The following is a 20,914-nucleotide window of genomic DNA, read 5'->3' on the forward strand; positions in this document are numbered from 1 at the left end:
AGCTTATGTCGCAGCCTACGCCTTTAAGGAAAATGGTTGGCGCTTTGATGACATGCGCGCTGCGGTGAGCGATCTCAGCAGCGGTAACTCGTGCCGACCCGCTTAGCCTGTCGGGCTCCGGCTTTATCCCCCCTCGGCTATGCCGACTTGTTGAAAGGAAACAACATATGTCTAAGCATTTATCTCTCCCCATATTACATCCCACCTCCGTCGCGCTCGGCGTGATGCTGTGCGCCAGTAGCCTGCTTTCGCCCGCCACGGCGGCGGATCACGACCTGCTGCGCGTCGGCGCGGCCAAAGTGGATATCACGCCCACCACGCTGAAAGACATGAACCCGATGGGCGGGGATTTCAACGGGGTGCACGATCCCATTTATATGCGTACGTTGCTCATTCATAGCGGCGGCAATAAGGTCGCGCTGGTTTCCGTCGATGCCATGGAAGTCGGTGACACGACGGCGGTGCGACAGCGGATCGAAAAAGAGTTGCAGATACCATTCGCCAACATTCTGATCTTCGCCACGCACGATCACAGCGCGCCGCGGGTAGGCAATGTGTCTCCGGGCGCGATGGCGCACGAGGGCACAGCGACGTCCTTGGCCTGGAGCGAAATACTCTACACCAAAATGGTCGAGGCGCTTCGCCAGTCTGACCAGCAGGCCAGACCTGCACGCTTCGGCGTGGGGAAAGGGACGGTCAACATCAACGTCAATCGCGATGAATACACCGCCGACGGCTGGGTTATGGGCGTCAACCCCACTGGGCCGTCGGATAAAGGCCTGTGGGTGATGAAGTTCGACGCGCTGGACGGTCAGCCAATCGCGCTGCTGACGAATTATGCGGTGCACTCTATGGCGACGTTGGGCATCAAGCAGATTACCGGGGATCTGACCGGGGTCGCCGCCGACTATGTGGAAAAAACGCTGGGGGGGAATGTGGTGTCCCTGTGGTCGGCAGGAACGGTCGCGGACCAGAACCCAAGGATCTTCCGCACGGGCCTGTCGGACACCGACGAGGAAGATGCGGCGTTCGCCTGGAATGCCGCCACGACTCAGGGGCTGGCGGCGGGCGAGGCGATTGTGCGTGTCGCCAGCGCGATGAAGCCCAGCGATATGACGCGGCGGGTAGACATCCGTGCAGAGGAGAAGGTGGTCGGCTGCCCGACGCAGCAAGGCACGGAGACGACCGAGAATATGAATCAAGCGCAGGTTGACAGTGTGGATCTTCGCCTCGGTTTGGTGATGCTGAACGACACGGCGATTGCCGGCGTCTCGGGCGAAGTGATGACCCGCATCGGTTATCGACTCGCGCAAAATTCGCCGCTACGCAAAACCATCCTGACCTCGATCGTCAACGATCGTATCGGCTATATCCCGGACGATGCCTCATACCCCAATCAGGTCTTTGAAGTGAAGGCGAGCCCGCTGAAGGCAGGCTGTGCGGAAGACGCCATCGTCAATAATTTCACCACGATGATAGGCAACGCGCTGCAACGACAACGATAAGCGCGTGCCGTGTGGCGCGGACGGCGAGTTTGCGCCACGTTCTGCCCGAACGGCCAGGGGGGAGAGACGGCAGTGACGGCGACGCGACCCCCGCGGGGCCTGGTTGGCCAGTCGTGCGGCGAAACTGGTCAGTTTTGGTCTTTCTGCCTAGTCTCATCTAAAATTTATACCGCGGTGAGACATTGTCACCGTCGCGTGACCCGTCGGCTCGCCATCCTCACCACAAGGACCCAAGTTCCGTGAAAAAAATAGGATTTTTGTCGTTTGGCCACTGGACGCCCTCGTCACAGTCGGCCACGCGTTCAGCGGCGGATACGCTGATGCAATCCATTGATTTGGCCGTCGCTGCGGAAGATCTGGGGGCGGACGGCGCCTATTTTCGGGTGCACCATTTCGCACGTCAGCTCAGTTCGCCTTTCCCGCTGCTGGCGGCGGTGGGAGCGAAAACCCGCCGTATCGAGATCGGCACCGGGGTCATCGACATGCGCTATGAAAATCCGCTGTATATGGCCGAGAGCGCCGGCGCGGCCGATTTGATCTCGGGCGGGCGCCTTCAGCTCGGCATCAGCCGGGGTTCCCCCGAGCAGGTGATCGACGGTTGGGGCTATTTCGGCTACCAGCCTGCGGAGGGCGAGATTGACTCGGACATGGCGCGTCGCCACACCGAGGTCCTGCTCGAAGCGCTGCGTGGCGAAGGTTTTGCCGAACCGCATCCGCAGCCGATGTTTCCCAATCCGCCGGGGCTACTGCGCCTCGAACCTTTCTCAGCAGGATTGCGCGAACGCATTTGGTGGGGGGCGGGCTCGAACGCCACGGCGGAGTGGGCGGCCAAACTTGGCCTGAATCTGCAAAGTTCCACGCTAAAGGACGACGAGACCGGTGAGCCGTTCCACATCCAGCAGGCGAAACAGATCCGCGCCTACCGCGACGCATGGAAAGCGGCTGGACACTTGCGCGAACCTCGCGTGTCGGTGAGCAGGAGCATTTTCGCGCTGGTAGACGATCGGGATCGCGCTTACTTCGGCGGCGAGGGACAGGATGCCGATCAGGTGGGGTTCCTCGATGACAACACGCGGGCGATTTTCGGCCGCAGCTATGCCGCCGAGCCAGACCAGCTCATCAAGCAGCTTGCGCAGGATGAGGCGATTGCCGAAGCGGACACGCTGCTGTTAACCGTGCCCAACCAGCTGGGCGTTGACTACAATGCGCATGTGATCGAATCGATACTGACGCAGGTTGCGCCGGGGTTGGGCTGGCGCTAACGTCGCCGCTGAAGCGGGATTCGGCACGCGTTTCCCGGCGTAGCGTTCACGCTTTCCGTCCGCGGTGAAACGCCCCTGTCGCATCTACGAACACAGGCGTTTCCCGGCGGTTTGGCATTTTCCGCTGTCTTCTACCTCGTTCCCGAAAGCGTTGAGTGTAAAAATTTCGTAACGACATCAGGGGATTGCAACGAATGATGTCGACAACGGTCTAGGATAAATAGAGTGTCGACGGCATTTGTCCCCCGGCCTGGCCCCGTGCGGTTGGCAAGGTGGGAGAACAGTGCCGTAGCGATATATGACCAACGACTTTGCAATGAAAGGATAAACCATGCCCACACGTCGTGATTTTCTGGTGATGAGCCTGCTTTCCGGAGCCATGATCGCCATCAATTCCTCCGCGTTGGCCCAACAGGGCATACGCGCTAAAGTCAAAGGCGCCAGCGCGATTACGCGGGTCTTTGGCGATGGTCTTCGACTGACCGCCGTCGCCGTGGAGTATGACGAAGCCGTTAGCGGCGAGTCTCTGAGCAAGGCTGATTTCCGCGTGGAAGGCCGGACGGTCACCGGGGTGTTCGCCAGTGCGTCCGCCAACCCCGACGATAAAGCGGCCGAAGGTCATTTCGTCATTGTGACACTCTCGCCGGATGACGCGAATGCGCCGCTGGTAGAGAAAATGGACGCCAAGGACGCCAAAAAGGGGGCTCATCCGCCGTCGTCCGGCGGCAAGGGCGGCCCCGGCAAAGCAGGGGATATTCCGGCATACGACACGACGTATGCGCTCCCCGTCGCCAATGTGTCTCAGACTGGCGACATCAAGAGTGTGCAAGGTGACCGTATTGCCGCCATGCCTGCACCGCTGACGACGACCAAGGTTGAAAATCTTGTCGTCGATGACTTCCAGTCGCTGACGTTTAACGATGCGAAAACGGGTAAAACACTGCGCTACAACCTGTTTGTGCCCAAGTACTATGATCCGAAACAGACGTATCCGCTGGTCTTGTTCATGCACGATGCCGGGGCCACCAGTGACGTGACCCGCACCACGCTCTATCAGGGGTTAGGCGCGATTGCGTGGGCCAGCCCGGCCGATCAGGCTCAACGTCCGGCGTTTGTGCTGGCCCCGCAATACGCAGAAATCATCGCGGATGACGACGCGAAAACTTCTGATGCGCTGGATGCCACCCTCAATCTCATCACGTCGCTGTCGGAGCAGTACAATATTGATCGCGACCGATGCTACGCGACCGGGCAGTCCGGCGGCTGCATGATGTCGATAGCGATGAACATCAAATACCCGACCTTTTTCGCCGCTTCGTTTCTCGTGGCGGGGCAATGGGACCCGGCGCTGGTCAAACCGCTTGCCCGGCAAAAACTGTGGATTCTGGTGTCGCAGGATGACGACAAGGCTTTTCCGGGACAGAACGCGATCACCGAGGTATTGAAAAAAGAGGGCGCGAAGATAGCGACCGCCGTCTGGGACGGTAGGTGGTCGGCCGACCAGTTCCGCAAGGCCAGCCAGACTATCGAGTCTGAGGGGTGCCCCATCAACTATGTGTCGTTTGCCAAAGGCACGGTCATCCCCCCCAACCAGTCGGGCGCCGGGGCGAGCGGCCATCGTAATACCTGGCGCATCGCCTACACCATTGAACCCATTCGGGAGTGGCTGTTCCGCCAGCATCGCTAAGGCGTACACGCCTGGCGGGCGCGAGTCGATATGATGCAGTAACAGTGTATCGGCGGCGGCGAGTTCGTCTTGGCGAGAGAAGCCGCTCACGCTCTCCATCCTGCTGAATACGGGGATGTCCGAGGATGGACATCCCCCGATCCCGCGGCCAGCCCGGCCGTGACAGACTCTCTGATGAGCCGAAAAGCGTCGTCCAGACAGAGATTGCCTGATAAATGATTGGCGTGATGAATAGTTAATCGGGCAAAAGATCCACAAATCAACCATGCTTGATCTGCGGCCAGCCCGAGGTTGCCCGCATGTTGACATCCTAAAGCGTCGGCTTCCGTCGTACCGCCTGCGGGCGCGGCCCCCATGACGGCGAGCGAGTCCGCCCACTCCATTCACAGAAAGCGAGGTTCGATATGTCGGTATTGTTCACTCCATTCACACTGAAGGACGTTACCCTGCGTAACCGCATCGCGGTGCCGCCGATGTGCCAGTACAGCGCCACTGAGGGACTTACTAACGACTGGCATCAGGTCCACTATGCGGGACTGGCGCGGGGCGGGGCCGGTCTGGTGATCGTCGAGGCGACGGCGGTGTCGCCTGAAGGTCGCATCACGCCGCACTGTCTTGGGCTGTGGAATGATGCGCAGACGGAAGGGCTGGCACGCATCGCGGCGTCGATCAAAGCGACGGGCGCGGTTCCCGGCATCCAGATCGCACATGCAGGGCGGAAGGCCAGCGCCAACCGTCCGTGGGACGGCGATGACCATCTTCCCAAGGACGATCCCCGCGCCTGGGAGACGATCGCGCCTTCGCCTATTGCCTATGGGGAGAATCTGCCGCGGGTTCCGCGTGAGATGACATTCGAGGATATTGATCGGGTGACGGGGGAATTCGCCGCCGCTGCGCGCCGCGCTCGCGATGCCGGTTTCGAATGGCTGGAGCTGCATTTCGCTCACGGCTATCTGGCGCAAAGTTTCTTTTCTCCCCACAGTAATCACCGCGACGATCGGTATGGCGGAAATCTGGAAAACCGTAGCCGGTTCCTGCAGGAAACGCTGGCGGCGGTTCGCGATGTCTGGCCTGAACATCTGCCGCTGACCGCGCGTTTCGGCGTGATCGAATACGACGGCAACGATGAACGCACGCTGGCGGAGTCCATCGAAGGGGTTCGGCGGATGCGGGCCGGAGGGTTGGATCTGCTGAACGTCAGCATCAACTTCGTCATTCCCGATACGCAAATCCCGTGGGGAACGCCGGCTCTGTTGGCGCCGCTAGCCGAGCAGGTGAGCCGCGGCGCCGGGGTGCACGTCGCGGTCGGCTGGGGAGTCGATGAGCCTATGCTGGCAGAGCGCGTCGTGGCGGAGAAACAGGTGGATTTAGTGATGATCGGCAGGGCGATGCTGGCGAATCCGCACTATCCCTATGTGCTGGCGCAGTCGCTGAAAATCGACCGTCCAGATTGGGTACTGCCCGCGCCCTATGCGCACTGGCTGGAGACCTATCACGGCGCGGGCAAATTGTCGTCATAGCGTTTGCGGCCGGGCTCGCTTAACGCCGGAGCGCCACCGTTCTGAGATCAGGCGTTAACAAAGTCACCGGCTCTGTCGCTCAGAGGCGAGCACGGCCCGTGTCTCTTCGGCTCAGCGCACTAAGAACGTGTCCGAACGCCGTTCGGCCGTCAACCGTCTTGTCAGTCAACGTCACTAACCTCATCAACAGGGAGCCATCATGACAACAACCTATCGCCGTATCGTGCTGCAACGTCGTCCCGACGGCGCGCCGGCACTCGACAATTTCCGGCTGGAACACGCGCCGATCCCACAGCCAGCCGACGGACAGGTGCTGCTGAAAAACCACTTTCTTTCGCTTGACCCTTATATGCGTGGACGGATGAGCGATACGCCGTCTTATGCCCCGCCGGTGGCGCTGGATGCGGTGATGGTCGGCGCGACCGTCAGCCGGGTGGCGGCTTCGCGTCATCCGGCCTTTAACGAGGGCGATCTCGTGGTAGGGATGGGCGGCTGGCAGACCTATACGCTGTCGGACGGCAGCGACATTAGTCTCATCGATTCCCGTATCCAGAGTCCATCGCTGGCCTTGAGTGTGCTGGGGATGACCGGATTTACCGCTTATCACGGTCTGCTGAAGATCGGCGAACCCAAGGCGGGTGAGACCGTGGTCGTCGCTGCCGCGACAGGGGCGGTCGGTTCCGTCGTCGGGCAGATAGCCCGGTTGAAAGGCGCGCGGGCGGTTGGCGTTGCCGGCGGGGAGGACAAGTGTCGTTACGCCGTAGAGTCGCTAGGCTTTGATGTCTGTTTGGATCACCACGCCGCCGATTTTTGCGACCGGCTGGCGGCGGCGACGCCGGAAGGGATCGACGTCTATTACGAAAATGTCGGCGGCAAGGTGTTTGACGCTGTAATGCCCCGTCTTAACGTCGGCGCGCGCGTGCCGGTTTGCGGTTTGATTTCACACTACAACGGCATGGCTCCTTCGACCGGGGGAGACCGGTTGCCGCAGCTGATCATGAATGTGCTGACCCGGCGCTGGCGAATTCAGGGTTTCATCATCGCGGATCACTATGCCGACGGCTGGACGGCCTTCCTGGATGAGATGACGGGCTGGGTGAACGCGGGGCAGGTGAAAATCCGCGAAGAGGTTGTCGATGGACTGGAACAGGCGCCGCAGGCCTTTCTCAATCTGCTGGCGGGCAAAAACTTCGGCAAAGTGGTGGTCCGCCTTGCCGATCCGGCATGATCGACGGCGAAGGGTCGCGACGCGGATCGGTTTGAAGACGATAAAGCGATGGGCGCTGAGCGGTCTGCGATCGTCAGACTGATACGTGAAGAAAGGTCCGGGCGATGAGCGCCTCTTAGTCAACTGAAAAGGTTGTGAAAATCCGCATTCGCGTCAAGACGCAAACGTCTATCATTTCTTAGTGGATGACGCGCGCCGAGAGGCTGTGTCGGATGGCGCAACATAGGCGTCCCTCCGCGCGGTTACGGACACGATAGCGAGCCGGGCTGCGGCACGAGGCCCGAACGACAGGAACAGAACCATGAGGACTGAGATGAAATATCTAATCGGGCTTTGGCCACTGCTGGGCACCTGCCTTTTTGTCGCTATGACGGCGTCGAATGCGTCTGCCGCCGAGCTACCGGCCGTCCAACCGGTCGTCTCCTGCGAGCAACTGGGAGCGATGGCGTTTTCCAATGCAGTCGGAGAAAAGGTCACCCTTCATTCGGCCACCCTGAAGAAAACCGAAAAGGGAAACTTCTGCCAAATTTCAGCGACGATTGCGCCGTCCATCGGCGTTGAGATCGCCCTGCCGGCCGAAAAGTGGACTCAGCGTTTTCTGCAGGTTGGCTGCGGCGGTCTTTGCGGCAACATCAACCTGAGTCTGTCCAACGCCAACGGCTGCGTGCCCGCCATGAACGGGGAGTTTGCGGTCGCCGCGACCGATATGGGTCATCAGGGCAGCATGATGGACGCCTCGTGGGCGGAAGATCCGCAAAAACGTATCGACTTCGCCTACCGCGCCAACCACCTGACGGCGGTGCTCACCAAAGCGCTGATAGCCGCCTACTACGGCCAGCCGCAGCGTTATGCCTACTTCATGGGATGTTCCGACGGCGGGCGCGAAGCGCTGATGGAAGCGCAGCGCTACCCGGAGGACTTCAACGGCATTTCGGCGGGCGCGCCGGCCGCTTTCTTCCAGTTCCAAAACTCGTTCTTCCACGGCTGGAATAGCGTGGCCAATCAGCGCAAGGACGGCACGGCGATCCTGCTTCAGGATCGTTTGGCCATTTTGCATAAGGCGGTGCTGAAACACTGCCCGACGCTGTCCCGCGTCAACGACGGCTTGCTGCAAAATCCGTATGCCTGCTCGTTTTCAGCCAACTGGGTCAAGCGTTGTGCCGACAAGCAGAGCGACAAGTCGGACTGTTTAACGCAGGAAGAGATCGACGTCGCCCGAAAACTGTATGCGGGAGCAGGCGATGTCTCAGGTAACCGTTTCGTGCTCGGCGGTCTGCCGCTGGGATCCGAAATGCGCTGGCCCGCGCCAGCCAAAGCGACGGAGCGCTCCATGTCGGAATCGATGGTGCTGCCCGCTCTACAGTCGGTGCTGTTGCCCGGCGGGAAACAGCCCATTTCCAAGATGAGTGATTTCCCGCTGAATCGGCGAAATTTCGATGCGGTAGCGCAGCTGGCGCCGCTGTATAACGCGGCCAACACCAATTTGCGGCCTTTCATGCGACACGGCGGAAAACTGATTATGTGGCATGGTCTGGCGGATGATTCGGTGAGCCCGGCGTTCTCTCTGGCCTACTATCGTGGCGTCAACGCCACGCTCGGCAAAGCCTCGGTCGATAAGTTTATGCGTCTGTTCCTGCTGCCCGGCGTGGGCCATTGCGGGAATGGCGAAGGCTATGATCAGATGGACCTGCTGACGCCGTTGATGGCCTGGACGGAAGAGGGCGCCGCGCCAAAATGGATTGTGACCGGTAAAGCCGCTGACACGAAAAGCCAGATGCCCCCGGCGGCCGCGTCGGCGAAAGGGGTGTCCTCGGCCGAAGTGCAGTTCCACGGCGTGCAGAAGAAAAGCTCGCCGATAGCGCCGCCCGCCGTTGAGCTTAAGGCGACCCGACCGGTCTACCCGTATCCCTACATCGCGCGTTACACGGGGCAGGGCGATCCTAACGACGCCAGCCATTATCGGCCGGTGTTGTCAGAGGCGTTTTTCCGCGTGGCATTCGTGAATCCGGCCCGTACCTATATCGGTCCCGATAATCAGAAAACGTATGGCGTGAAAGACGGCAAGCTGGTCGAGAAATAACCCAGCGCCGCTTAAACGTGTCATGACGTCTTCCGGCGGCCGCCTTGTGTGGCCGCCGGCTTATTATTGTTCTATCGCCTGAGGACCCACTTATTCAGCAGTTGGTGTCTCCTGATGATTTCCATTCTCGGGCGTGAAACCCTCATTAACATGCTTAAGGTGTCGTGGACCCGCCGTGCGCTAGCGCTGCCTTGTACACTCGAACCCTGAGGGCGAGGCGCGTTATCGTTATTCTCCCCTGAATTTCTCGCCATAATCCCCAAGGGGATGATCCCGGTGATGGGGTATGAAGGCCGTGCGCTGGGCAGTCGAATAGGCTTTGCCGCTAGCTGGCTAACGCCTGGGGGGGAGGCGCGTCCGCAGGTCAAAATGTGAATGGACTGACAGGCGACGGAATTGAATAACGCCTAGATCTATGCCGTTACGGCGCGGGTGCGTAACAGCGCTGCACATACCAACGCGCTGTGATCGCAGTCAGTATTCAGCTAGGGAATCAGCGCATGGCGCTGGGAAACCGGCGTGCTCGTTTGCGGACCTACCCTACCTACACGCTGGCGGATATCGTTCTGGGCCTTTCCACGCGCCGCTGGTATTTGACGTATTTTCCTTATCCCGAACGGTCTGCCATCGCGCGTCTTTATCAGACGCTTTGCCAAGGCCCCGGCTTTGAATTCGATGGCGATAACGGCGCACCCTGAGACGTCTTACCGGGAAAATATGTTGCCAATGATGAGACGAAAGCGGCGGTGCGGCACGTTACTCCATGACGCGCGTCGGTGAGCCGTCCAGCCACGCCAGCAGGTTTTGCACCGTCTCTTCGTAGAAAACCCGGTAGGTATCGCGGGTGACGAAGCCGATGTGGGGCGTCGCGATGACGTTGTCCAGCGATCGGAACGGGTGAGTGGTCGGCAGCGGTTCGGTGGCGAAGACGTCGAGCGCGGCACCGGCGAGCGTTCGTCTCGACAGCGCGTCGATTAGCGCGGCTTCATCGACCAGCGGTCCGCGCGAGGTGTTGATCAACCACGCTGTGGACTTCATTAACGCCAGATCAGAGGCGTCGACAATATTGCGTGTACGATCCGACAGCACCAGGTGTAGCGAGAGCCAGTCGGATTCACGCAGCAGCGTGTTTTTATCGACCCATGTCGCCCCCGCGGCCTGCGCGGCTTCCGGGGTCAGATGCTGGCTCCACGCAATCACGTTCATGTCGAAGGCTCTTCCTATCGCCGCGACTCGAGCTCCGATTTTCCCCAGCCCGAGAATACCGAGCGTACTGCCTGCCAAATCCGCGCCAACGTCCACTTGCCAGCCTCCCGCGCGGAGTGAAGCGCATTCGGCAGGAAGATGGCGCGCGGCCGCCAGTAGTAACGCCCAGGTCAACTCCGGCGCGCCATTGCCGCGGCCCTGCGTGGCGCAGACCGTGATGCCCTGAGCGCGCGCCGCCGCGAGATCGATAGAGGCATTGCGGGCGGACGTTGAGGCGATGAACTTCAGATTGGGGAGTTGGGCTAGCAGACTCGCGGTGAGCGGCGTTCTTTCGCGCATGACGCAGAGGGCGTCGAAGGGGCGCAGCCGGGCGACCAGCGCTGACGCGTCGCTCAGGTGATCGCAAAACACCTCGATATCAGCCCGCCTTTGCACGGCGGACCAGTCCGCGCAGGTGAGTGCAACGCCCTGATAATCATCAAGAATGGCTATTTTTAACATGCTCAACACTCCTTTAAGCGACTCGCGGCAAAGTGGACGCCTCACTGGGAAAGCATGGTGCGCCAGTCATTTCACGTGCTTACCATGACACGAATAGCTGAACGCGGCGCATTGGCAATGCAAGACTGACGCTGGCGGCGTGTTCAGTTTACCGCCAGCCTTCGTCGGTTAGCGGTTTAGGACCTGTAGTAGCGTGCGGTTAAAACGTTCAGGCTCTTCCATCTGCGGCGCGTGCCCCCGTCCCGGGAACTCCACCAGTTCGCCTTTCGGGATGCGTTTTACCGTGGCTTTGCCGAGCTGGTCATAATGACCTAACGTCGCTTTGACCGACGCGGGGGCGATATCGCTGCCGATGGCGGTGGTGTCCGCCGTGCCGATGATCAGCGTGGTAGGCATTTGCAGCTTGCTGAATTCGTAGACGACCGGCTGAGTGAAAATCATGTCGTAGATCAGCGCCGAGTTCCAGGCGACCCGCTGATGTCCCGGCCCCTGATTCAACCCGGCCAGCATGTCGACCCAACGGTCGTAGGTGGGTTTCCAGCGTCCAACGTAGTAGGTGTTTAGTTCGTAGTTGCGGATACTGGCCGCAGAGGTCTTCAGCTCGCGCTCATACCACTGATCGGGCGTACGGTAGGGCACGCCGAGGGCTTTCCAGTCCTCCAAACCGATAGGGTTCACTAGCACCAGCTTTTGCACCGCGTCGGGATACATCAGGGCATATCTTGTTGCCAGCATCCCGCCGGTGGAGTGGCCGACCACCATCGCTTTATCGACGCCGAGACGGAGCAACAGCGCGTGGGTATTGGCGGCCAGCTGCTGAAAACTGTATTGATAGCGTTCGGGTTTGGTGGAGGTGCAAAAGCCAATCTGGTCGGGGGCGATCACCCGGTAGCCTTGTTGACTCAATGCCTTGATCGTGTCCTCCCAGGTTGCGGCGCAGAAGTTTTTTCCATGCAGCAATACGGCCGTTTTGCCGTTGGCCGGACCTTGCGGCGTGACATCCATGTAGCCCATGTCCAGCGGGACGCCCTGTGACGTAAAGGTGAAGTGGTGCAGCGGATAGGGGTAGGTGAAGCCTTCAAGCTGCGGGCCATAGACCGGTGCGGCGAGGGCGATTTGCCCAGCGCATAACGACATTGCCAGCGTGAAGAACAGACGTTTGACGACTCGATGCATGATTGACTTTTCCCGTAAATTGTCCTGAGGGAACCTTAGCATGGTTTCTTTTTTTCACCGCGACACAACAACGACCCGGCGCAGTGACCACGGCAGAGCTGTTGGCGCGATGCGCAGACGATGATCAGGCGAAGCCGCCGTTGGCGCGAACGACCTGAGCATTAATCCACCCGCCTTCTTCCCCGACCAAAAACGCCACCACGCGGGCGATGTCTTCCGTCCGGCCCAGTCGCTCCAGCGGCGTGCTTTTCGCTAGCTGTGCGATCTGATCATCGCTCTTTCCCTTGAAGAACAGTTCGGTGGCGACAGGGCCGGGTGCGACGGCATTTACGGTAATTTCCCGGCCGCGTAATTCATTCGCCAGCACTCTAACCAGCCCTTCAACGCCGGCCTTGGACGCAATGTAGGGACCGTATCCGGGGAACGACTTGGCGATGACGCTGGTTGTCAGGGCGATGATGCGTCCCCCGGTTTGCACCTGCCGGGCGGCCTGACCGAGCACTAAAAAGGCCCCGCGCAAATTTACCTGGATAATGTCATCGAAAGTACGCAGATGGTCGGGAGATATCGGCGCCAGAGACATGATACCGGCGCTATGTACGACCACGTTCAGGGAGCCGAAGGCTTCAAGAGAGGCGTGGAACAGCCGCCCGACGTCTTCAGGGCGAGAGACATCGGCCTGCACTGCGAGCGCTTCGCCCCCGGACCGATGGATACTATCGACTACGTCCTGCGCATCGACCGCATTTCCAGCGTAATTGACGACAACCTTGAAGCCGTCGGCAGAAAGTTGCAGGGCGATGTCTCGTCCGATACCGCGGGAAGCGCCGGTGACAAGGGCCGTTTTATCTGTATTGGTGGCATGCTTGCTCATGATGAGTCTCCTAAAGTCGCTCGATTAGCGTGAGAGGGGAGAGGGATGCATGAGGCTGAGTTAACCTTATAATAGGTTATTTTGCGAACAACCTTTGTCTTCCGACCGCGCTAAGCGAACCGGATGACTCCGAATTTAGGCTTCGCTGTGGATGCCAGCTCACGACGCGCTACCGCCGAAAAAAGAATGTGTAATTTGTGTAATTTATTAAAAATAAATGAAATTTTATGTTTTCTTGTTTCAATGTCTTGACCGACTCTTGGGGAACGCGCGCAGGGGTAGGTTTATATTATTTTTCGCTTTAACCTTTATCCGGCATAGTGGCGTCTACACTTCTAACGTTGTGCGTTGACGAGAGTTACCCGGCATTTTCGGGAGCGCTGTTTCATCAGGCTACTAATTAAAAGAGAAGACTATGAATGCCCAAAACTCTGATTCACCAGGAACAAAAGAATTAACCCGTGCTGAAGTCGTCAGGCAGAGAATCTTTTTTGTCGTGCTGGTGGCGACCATGGGCGCATTGGCGTTTGGTTACGATACGGGGATTATTTCAGGCGCATTGCCTTATATGTCGGCCCCCTCGGCCGAAGGGGGACTGGGGCTAACGTCATTTACTGAGGGACTGGTCGCGTCCTCGCTGGTGTTTGGCGCAGCGGTCGGCTCTTTTCTCAGCGGATTTTTCTCCGATAAGTTTGGCCGTCGTATTACGTTGCGTAGCCTTGCGGTGCTGTTTGTCGCAGGCTCGCTGGGCACCGCGCTGGCGCCGTCCGTCACTTCGATGGTTGTCATGCGTTTCCTGCTGGGACTGGCCGTCGGGGGCGGCTCTTCGACCGTGCCGGTTTTTATTGCCGAAATCGCCGGGCCGAAACTCAGAGCTCCACTGGTTAGTCGCAACGAACTGATGATCGTCACAGGGCAGCTGGTCGCCTATGTGGTCAGCGCCGCACTCAGCTACCTGATGAATGAGGGGCATATGTGGCGCTACATGCTGGCTATCGCGATGGTACCCGGCGTGCTGCTCTTTATCGGGACGTTCTTCGTGCCGGTTTCTCCCCACTGGCTGGTTTCCGAAGGGCGTCACGCCGAGGCGAAAGAAGTGCTACAGGAACTTCGCGAGACGCCGCATGAAGTTCGCAAAGAGCTGCGCGACATGCGGGAGCAGGTCAAAGAGGCCGAACGAGGACCGGAGGTCGGCGAGCTGCTGCGCGAGAAATGGGTCCTAAGGCTGCTCGTCATCGGCATCGGACTCGGCTTTGCGCTCCAGTTCACCGGCGTCAACGCGTTCATGTACTACACCCCGATCATCCTGAAATCCACCGGTCTTGGCACGACGGCGGCCATCACCGCCACCATTGGGAACGGGGTGGTATCCGTGATTGCCTCGTTGGCTGGGATTTGGGCCGTCACCCGCTTTGCGAGACGCCGGATGTTGATGACGGGCTTCATCTTCGTTATCGCCGCTCAGGTTTCTCTGGGTGCCGTGCTGACCTTCCTGCCCGCCGATTTGACCCAAAGTTACATCGCACTGCTGTGTATTCTTGTGTTCCTGTTCTTCATGCAGATGTTTATCGCGCCGGTTTACTGGCTGTTGATGTCCGAACTGTTCCCAATGCAGCTGCGCGGTCGCCTGACGGGGACCGCTATTTCGGTTCAGTGGATTTTCAATGCGCTGGTAGCGCTAAGCTTCCCGCCAGTGCTGGCGTTTGCCGGGAGTCAGACTTTCTTCATCTTCGCGGTGATTAACGTGTGTTCTCTGCTGTTTATCGCGGCGATGGTGCCTGAAACCCGCGGAAAAAGCCTGGAGGAGATCGAAACGCATATGCGGCACAAATTCGGTGAGGATAGCGATAATACCACGCGGGCTTAGGCCGTCTGCGGCATAGCTGAAGGGAGCGTTGCCGCGTATAACCGTCTGTTCTTTATGAATCTTCATTGTAAGGGGAGTCCTCAAGGATGACGACTTCCCGCCTTAGCCATCATGACACCTCGCCAGCAAAGGGCGAGGTGTTGCTTTTCTCCCCGTCACTTCTTTTTTGTTTCCTCAATCACCCTCGTCACTGCCCGACCGCAGCCTGATAAAACGCGGCACCGTCCGCACTTTGCGTGTCGAGCTGTCTCCATGCTCATCTAACATGCCAATGCTTCTCGGGCTTTTCGACCTGCGTAAATGCATCACGCGTTCTATCACAATACACTCAAAATATAGGTTTGCACCTATATAGCCTTTAACCTATAGTGATGAGGAGGTCGTGTGTGGAGCATTAAAACAACGGATACATTTGACGCATGGTTTTGTTCGTTATGCGACGGCGACAGGGCCTGCGTACTCGCGGCGCTCATCGTGTTGCGGGAAAAGGGACCGATGTTGCCAAGACCCTATGCGGATACGGTTAAAAGCTCCCGTTACAGCAACATGAAAGAGCTGAGAGTGCAAAGCCGAGGGGACCCCTTACGCGCCTTTTTTGCCTTCGACCCGCAACGTACCGGCATTCTGCTGTGTGCAGGCAATAAGGCGGGGAATGAAAAACGCTTTTACGACGAGATGATCCCGCTGGCCGATCGGGAGTTCACTCATTATCTCAATCGGCTTAACAAGAAGGAGTAACGCTATGGGCAGAACGCTGGAACAGCTTATCGCGGATGAAAAACCGGAAGTTGTCGCGGATGCACGGGTAATAGCAACAGACATGCTGCTCAATATTCACCTGGCCGAACTGCGCGAGAAGGTACAGAAAACGCAGGTGGAGATGGCGCAGACGCTAGGACTGAAACAGCCGACCGTCGCGGGGATGGAAAAGCGGGGGCGGGATCTGAAACTTTCCACCCTCAAACGCTATGTTGAGGCGACCGGCGGCAAGCTGCGGTTGGATGTTGAATTGCCGGACGGCTCGCACTATGGATTTGTACTCTAAGCGGCGCCTGTCGCCGCTTAATCATTCTGCAGCAATGGCGCCGCCCGATCATTGGCTGACAGGCCTCAAAAAGCGACGTGGCAGTTTCCGTCGGTCGTTGATGGGCGTAATCGCCGCGGTTGGGGCGATCGCACAATCTTCGGCTCGCATCACGAAGCAGCCACGTATGACGCGAAGAGGGATACCCCGCAGGCGAGGGAGAGGGATGAACGACTCGGCACGGCGGAGAGTGAGGGCGAGTCGATTTATCGGCACAGGATGTGCGCTGACCTTCCGGCAGCTATCTTCGTGCCGCCATCCGATCATCACTGAAATCAGCAGGGGAGAGTCTGGCTTGGGCGGTTTTGTTGTCCCAAAACAAACGGTCAGCAGAGTGCTGACCGCCGGGGCAGGACGTTGGCGGTGAACGCCTCGGACAGGGGGGACCCGAGTCATGACTGACGCAGTAACAGTCGAAGATTACACCAGCGTTTTCAGTGCGTCGGCGGTGAACGCTTCTAGTGCATCCTGCTGACCTGTTCTTATTTTGGTGGCCCAGAGCGGATCGCTTAACAAAGCGCGGCCCACGGCAATCAAATCAAACTCGTCGCGTTCCATGCGAGCGATCAGGTTGTCGAGGTTATCTGGTTTGGCGCTTTCACCGGCAAACGCGCCCATGAAGTCGCTCGACAGGCCGACGGAACCGACGCTAATCGTCGCAGCTCCGGTCAGTTTTTTGGCCCAACCGGCAAAGTTTAATCCCTTTTCCCCGTCGATTTCTGGAAACTCAGGTTCCCAGAACCGGCGCTGTGAGCAGTGAAGGATATCGACACCGGCGTCCACCAACGGAACCAGCCAGTCCGCCATCTCTTCAGGCGTAGTCGCCAGACGCGCCGCATAGTCCTGCTGCTTCCACTGGCTAAGGCGCAAAATAAGCGGGAAGTCGGGCCCGACCGCTTTGCGCATGGCTTTAACAATCTCGGTTGCAAAACGGGAGCGTTGTTTTAGCGTTGCGCCCCCGTAGCCGTCTGTGCGTAGGTTGGTGCCCGCCCAGAAAAACTGATCGATCAGATAGCCATGCGCGCCGTGGATTTCCGCGACATCGAAGCCCAAACGCTTGGCGTCGGCCGCCGCCTGACCGAAAGCGGCGATGGTATCGGCGATATCTTCCTCGCTCATTGCCACACCGCGTGGTTGGTGGGGGGCGACCAATGCAGAAGGACTTTCCACCTCGGCATCCGGCGTCCACGCCGTCAAAAAACTGACGGTTGACCCCGTATGCCACAGCTGCGGACCCATCTTCCCGCCTGCGGCGTGAACATCGTCAATGACGTGTTTCCAGCCCGCCAAGGCTTTCTCACCGTGGAAGAAAGGGATTTGAGGGTCATTACGCGATGCCGGGCGGTTGACAACCGTGCCTTCAGAGAGGATCAGACCCACATCACCTTCAGCGCGACGCTGATAGTAAGCGGCAATGTTCTCGTCCGGTACGCCGTCAACGGCAAATGAACGTGTCATTGGCGCCATCACAATGCGGTTTTTGAGTGCGAGATTCTTCAAATGAAAAGGCTGAAACAGGACGTCGACGGGGGATGAGGCCATAGTATCTCTCCGGTTAGGTTGACGTCGTTCATAGTATATTACGTAGACTACTCGTCAATCAGGTACCTTAACGCTACCTGGTATCCCTGAGGAAACCTTGATGCTGAAACAAGCGGTAGACTGTGCCCCAACGCCATGCCCCCATCGCCTGCTGCTCGACCAGATAGCGGACAAATGGTCAGTGCTGATCCTTGATTCGTTATGTGAAAAGCCGTTGCGTTTCAATGTTATAAAGCGAGAGTTGAAAGGCATCACTCAAAAGTCGCTGACGCAAACCCTCCGGCGGCTGCAACGCAACGGCATCATCACGCGGCGGATTATAACCACGTCGCCTATTGCGGTGGAATATGAAATAACCCCGCTGGGCCGAACGCTGAAGGAACCTATCGAGGCGCTGTGCGCATGGACCCGAGACTATCTGCCGCAGGTTGAAGCCGCGCGAAAGGCGTTCGATGAGGGGGAGGGGGTCGATAATCTTTCGGTCAGTTCTGCGTGAACGAGGCGTTAATTGATGAGGGTTTCGCTCGCTCAATGTCAGTAAGAAAAAGCCTGCTCTAGCTTCCTAAAACGGGCTTTTTAAGTATTTATTCAGCGAATGAGCCATTGAAGCAGCGACTCAGGCAGTGGTGTTGATATTTCGCCCTACCGCCGGATTAGCCGGCAACGATGGGATTGATTCGAGAAGACTTGCTGCGGTTGACTCTTGGTTATCCAACGTTTTTTTCAGTAGGGTGGTGCTCACCTGACTACTGAGTTCTTGGGTATCAAGGCTAGTAGCCAGTGAAGCAATTTGCGATACATCCATATTGTTCTCCTATTCAGTATAAGAAAAAAGAACGGACCATGACGTCGACCCATGCTCAAAATATCATCGGCAATCTAGTCATTAACTTTAAAGATTAGTGGTGGTATCGGTATTTGTCACAGGCCTGATAGCCCTGTGCTAATACGGCTTTAATCGAGGTGGCATTATCGTGACCATGAGGTCACGGGCTAACGCCCGTCGCCCGCTCGAACCTGACTGTCAAAGATGGCAGGAAACAAAAAGCCCGCTTAAGTCTTCTTGAGCGGGCTTTTCTTATCGGGGATTCTCGCGCTGGGACAGCCTCTGTCAGTTACGAGCTAATGAGTCCATGACCCTGGATTGAGTCTCATGACAGAGCCGGTACAGGATTGGAGATTTTACGGCGTCCGGTCTGACTGATTGTTCTCTTCAGATCTTTGGATGTTCGGCAGATTTATATTCATACCGTTTTCGATACGCTGAATCCTCATCAAAAGCACGCAAGAAGAAATCGAGTAACAGACGCATTTTTTCCGGCATAAAGCGGCGGTGTGGATAGACCGCAAAAATATGATGCTGCGGCAGCAGATAATCGGGGAGCAAGGGGACGAGCCGACCGTCGGCCAGCGCCGGGCCAACGATGAATGTCGGCATTTGACCAATCCCTGTCCCGGCCAGCAAGGCTTCATACAGCACCTCACTATTGTTTACCTTATAGTTGCCCCTGGGGAAGACTCGCTCCTGGCCATACGGGCCATCGAAGGTCCAGGCCGCGCCACCGCGGTAATATGAATAGAGCAGGCAGTTATGCTGATTTAACGCATCTGGCGTGTTCGGTGTGCCGTACTGATGAAGATAATGGGGCGAGGCGCATAGCACGCTGGTACAGGGGGACAAAGGGCGGGCGATGAGGGAAGAGTCGCTGAGCTGTCCAATGCGTATCCCCATATCGAACCCCTCACCGACTAAATCCACCATCCTGTCGTCCATTGACATATGCAGTTCAATTTGAGGGTTTTGTTGCAGAAACCGGGGAATCAGCGGAGAGATATGTATCCTGCCGAACACCATCGGAACGGTTATCCGCAACAGACCTTGCGCGGTGTCCTGCATTTTGGATATCGCATCCTGTCCCTCTTTTACCAGCAAATTAGCGGCCCTGGCATATTCATAATATTTCAGGCCGGCTTCTGTCAGGCTGATTTTTCGCGTGGTTCTGTTCAGTAATCTGATGCCGAGTTCGTCTTCGAACTGGCTGATTCGTTTACTCACTGCGGACTTGGTGACCGCCAGTTTACGGGCTGCGCTTGAGAAGCTTCCTGTTTCAACCACCGCAATGAAAAACGGAATTGTATCGAAATTATCCATTTTATTGGCAACCACTCGTAAACAATGTGTTTCTTTTGGATTGGCTTATACCTTATCTGATTTTTTTTTAAAATATTACTGAATTGTTCAGGAGTGTTTAAGTTATGCGTACTACTGGCGGTATTCTTTCACTGGCTATCGGCGCGGGTGTGTTGTTAACGGTAATGATCACGACCAACAGCTACCTGGCGACATGGAATTCACCGCTAATAGCCTCTTGGTTTGCGCATGGTACGGGCGCGATTGTCGCCTGGCTGTTGCTGCTGGGATTGAGCAGGCGCAAAAGCGTGTTTGCGCATCCTGGACAGGGTAAAGCGCCGACGTGGAGCTATCTTGGCGGGATCCCCGGGGCCTTCACCGTACTGTTAGCCGCCATCGCGGTAAACAGCCCGCTTGAACTTGCCGGAACACTGGGACTCATGCTCACAGGGCAGATCATTTTCGGTTTGTTGTCGGACCTGCGAGGATGGTTTGGCGTCATCAAGTGCCGATTTTCTATGCTGGATGTCCTCTCTCTCGCGCTTATCCTAAGCGGTAGCGCATTGCTGATAATATATAGATAATCTTATGATAATTTACATCGTTATTGCGCTGTTTAATGGCGTATGCATCAGCCTGAGTCGCTCTATCAATGGCCGTCTGAGCATGGAGCGTAATGCTTTCTATGCTTCGCTGTGGAATCACATTGTCGGTTTTGTTTTCCTGACTCTTATCATTGTCGTTCAGGGAAAGGGCTTCTCTTCATTTCATTTTAATGCGCCTTTTTATGCGTACTTAGGGGGGGCAATGGGGGCGCTGTTTGTGGCGATTAACAGTTATGTATTGCCACGGGCAGGATCGACACAGGCGGCATTAATGATCATCAGTGGTCAGATGATTTCCGGTGTAGTAATTGATCAGATTATCCATCCAGCAAATAACCTGTGGGTTGATCTACTCGCGGTAGCGCTGATTATTTCAGGTATTGGGGTATCGAAAATATCCTCGGCAAGGAAGAGCGCACCGCCGTTATTGTTTACAGATGAACTTAAAGAAAAAGATATTTAATGATGGATACGTCACGATTTCAATTGTCGGGGCGCGCTGTCATCGCCGCTCCGACAGAGGCGGCGTCTCTTCATTATCTGCCTGACGTCATGGCTTATTTTTCTTCCTTTATCCTTCCGCGAGCTTATCACGGTAGGGTATTTAAAACAGGCGGTTGACAGGTAAGGGATGGCCCCGCGTTGA

19 protein-coding genes are annotated in these 20,914 nt (G+C 57.4%); 13 read left to right on the forward strand and 6 right to left on the reverse strand.

The features are described from left to right. Positions 1 to 167 precede the first annotated feature (167 nt). The 7 genes from AU511_RS11230 to AU511_RS11260 all read left to right on the forward strand — a co-directional run bounded on the left by AU511_RS11230 (position 168) and on the right by AU511_RS11260 (position 9,980). Positions 168 to 1,505 (forward strand): neutral/alkaline non-lysosomal ceramidase N-terminal domain-containing protein, encoded by a 1,338-nt coding sequence (locus AU511_RS11230; protein WP_094109705.1) that lies wholly within the window; start codon positions 168 to 170, stop codon positions 1,503 to 1,505. A 239-nt stretch (positions 1,506 to 1,744) separates the two neighbouring features. Further along, positions 1,745 to 2,767: an LLM class flavin-dependent oxidoreductase gene (locus tag AU511_RS11235; RefSeq protein ID WP_094109707.1), complete on the forward strand. Its 1,023-nt coding sequence runs from the start codon at positions 1,745 to 1,747 to the stop codon at positions 2,765 to 2,767. Positions 2,768 to 3,098: 331 nt separating this feature from the next. Beyond that, entirely contained in the window at positions 3,099 to 4,454 is a 1,356-nt protein-coding gene (locus tag AU511_RS11240) for a carboxylesterase family protein (protein ID WP_094109708.1), read from the forward strand. A gap of 404 nt (positions 4,455 to 4,858) precedes the next feature. Next, entirely contained in the window at positions 4,859 to 5,974 is a 1,116-nt protein-coding gene (locus AU511_RS11245; protein WP_094109710.1) for an NADH:flavin oxidoreductase/NADH oxidase, read from the forward strand. A 199-nt stretch (positions 5,975 to 6,173) separates the two neighbouring features. Further along, the gene (locus AU511_RS11250) at positions 6,174 to 7,202 is read left to right on the forward strand and encodes an NADP-dependent oxidoreductase (protein WP_094109712.1); all 1,029 of its coding nucleotides are present in this window, start codon (positions 6,174 to 6,176) and stop codon (positions 7,200 to 7,202) included. A 313-nt stretch (positions 7,203 to 7,515) separates the two neighbouring features. Then, positions 7,516 to 9,282, forward strand: coding sequence for a tannase/feruloyl esterase family alpha/beta hydrolase (locus tag AU511_RS11255; RefSeq protein ID WP_420843450.1), 1,767 nt, complete (start codon positions 7,516 to 7,518; stop codon positions 9,280 to 9,282). 500 nt (positions 9,283 to 9,782) lie between these two features. Then, entirely contained in the window at positions 9,783 to 9,980 is a 198-nt protein-coding gene (locus AU511_RS11260) for a glutathione S-transferase family protein (RefSeq protein ID WP_094109715.1), read from the forward strand. Positions 9,981 to 10,038: 58 nt separating this feature from the next. On the opposite strand, the gene AU511_RS11265 is transcribed toward AU511_RS11260, so the two are convergent. From AU511_RS11265 to AU511_RS11275, 3 genes are all read right to left on the reverse strand, one after another. Continuing rightward, complete coding sequence (locus AU511_RS11265; RefSeq protein WP_094109717.1) at positions 10,039 to 10,989, reverse strand: D-2-hydroxyacid dehydrogenase family protein; 951 nt, start codon at positions 10,987 to 10,989, stop codon at positions 10,039 to 10,041. Between the two features lie 168 nt (positions 10,990 to 11,157). Beyond that, on the reverse strand, positions 11,158 to 12,126 hold the full coding sequence (locus tag AU511_RS11270) for an alpha/beta fold hydrolase (RefSeq protein WP_240503817.1): 969 nt from the start codon (positions 12,124 to 12,126) through the stop codon (positions 11,158 to 11,160). 163 nt (positions 12,127 to 12,289) lie between these two features. Then, on the reverse strand, positions 12,290 to 13,039 hold the full coding sequence (locus AU511_RS11275; protein WP_094109720.1) for an SDR family oxidoreductase: 750 nt from the start codon (positions 13,037 to 13,039) through the stop codon (positions 12,290 to 12,292). A gap of 415 nt (positions 13,040 to 13,454) precedes the next feature. On the opposite strand from AU511_RS11275, the gene AU511_RS11280 reads away from it, so the two are divergent. The 3 genes from AU511_RS11280 (at position 13,455) to AU511_RS11290 (ending at position 15,951) form a co-directional block, all read left to right on the forward strand. Continuing rightward, a complete protein-coding gene (locus AU511_RS11280) occupies positions 13,455 to 14,906 on the forward strand; it encodes a sugar porter family MFS transporter (protein WP_094109722.1) in 1,452 nt (483 codons plus the stop codon). 384 nt (positions 14,907 to 15,290) lie between these two features. Beyond that, entirely contained in the window at positions 15,291 to 15,644 is a 354-nt protein-coding gene (locus tag AU511_RS11285; protein ID WP_094109724.1) for a type II toxin-antitoxin system RelE/ParE family toxin, read from the forward strand. Between the two features lie 4 nt (positions 15,645 to 15,648). Continuing rightward, positions 15,649 to 15,951 (forward strand): helix-turn-helix domain-containing protein, encoded by a 303-nt coding sequence (locus AU511_RS11290; RefSeq protein ID WP_094102258.1) that lies wholly within the window; start codon positions 15,649 to 15,651, stop codon positions 15,949 to 15,951. Between the two features lie 459 nt (positions 15,952 to 16,410). On the opposite strand, the gene AU511_RS11295 is transcribed toward AU511_RS11290, so the two are convergent. Continuing rightward, the gene (locus tag AU511_RS11295) at positions 16,411 to 17,532 is read right to left on the reverse strand and encodes an NADH:flavin oxidoreductase (protein ID WP_094109725.1); all 1,122 of its coding nucleotides are present in this window, start codon (positions 17,530 to 17,532) and stop codon (positions 16,411 to 16,413) included. A gap of 100 nt (positions 17,533 to 17,632) precedes the next feature. Here AU511_RS11295 and AU511_RS11300 point away from each other — a divergent pair, with 100 nt between their 5' ends. Beyond that, entirely contained in the window at positions 17,633 to 18,028 is a 396-nt protein-coding gene (locus tag AU511_RS11300) for a winged helix-turn-helix transcriptional regulator (protein WP_094109727.1), read from the forward strand. Between the two features lie 120 nt (positions 18,029 to 18,148). Here the strand turns inward: AU511_RS11300 and AU511_RS11305 are convergent, their stop codons facing one another. Further along, a complete protein-coding gene (locus AU511_RS11305) occupies positions 18,149 to 18,337 on the reverse strand; it encodes a YjfB family protein (protein WP_036150565.1) in 189 nt (62 codons plus the stop codon). 408 nt (positions 18,338 to 18,745) lie between these two features. Further along, positions 18,746 to 19,684, reverse strand: a complete 939-nt coding sequence (locus tag AU511_RS11310) for a LysR family transcriptional regulator (RefSeq protein ID WP_094102261.1) — start codon at positions 19,682 to 19,684, stop codon at positions 18,746 to 18,748. 104 nt (positions 19,685 to 19,788) lie between these two features. Between AU511_RS11310 and AU511_RS11315 the strand changes: the two genes are divergently transcribed. Together AU511_RS11315 and AU511_RS11320 are read left to right on the forward strand one after the other, a co-directional pair. After that, complete coding sequence (locus tag AU511_RS11315) at positions 19,789 to 20,247, forward strand: DMT family transporter (protein ID WP_094109729.1); 459 nt, start codon at positions 19,789 to 19,791, stop codon at positions 20,245 to 20,247. A 4-nt stretch (positions 20,248 to 20,251) separates the two neighbouring features. Next, the gene (locus AU511_RS11320; RefSeq protein ID WP_094109731.1) at positions 20,252 to 20,731 is read left to right on the forward strand and encodes a DMT family transporter; all 480 of its coding nucleotides are present in this window, start codon (positions 20,252 to 20,254) and stop codon (positions 20,729 to 20,731) included. Positions 20,732 to 20,914 lie beyond the last annotated feature (183 nt).

The organism is Lonsdalea iberica, from assembly GCF_002111585.1.
GTDB lineage: Bacteria > Pseudomonadota > Gammaproteobacteria > Enterobacterales > Enterobacteriaceae > Lonsdalea > Lonsdalea iberica.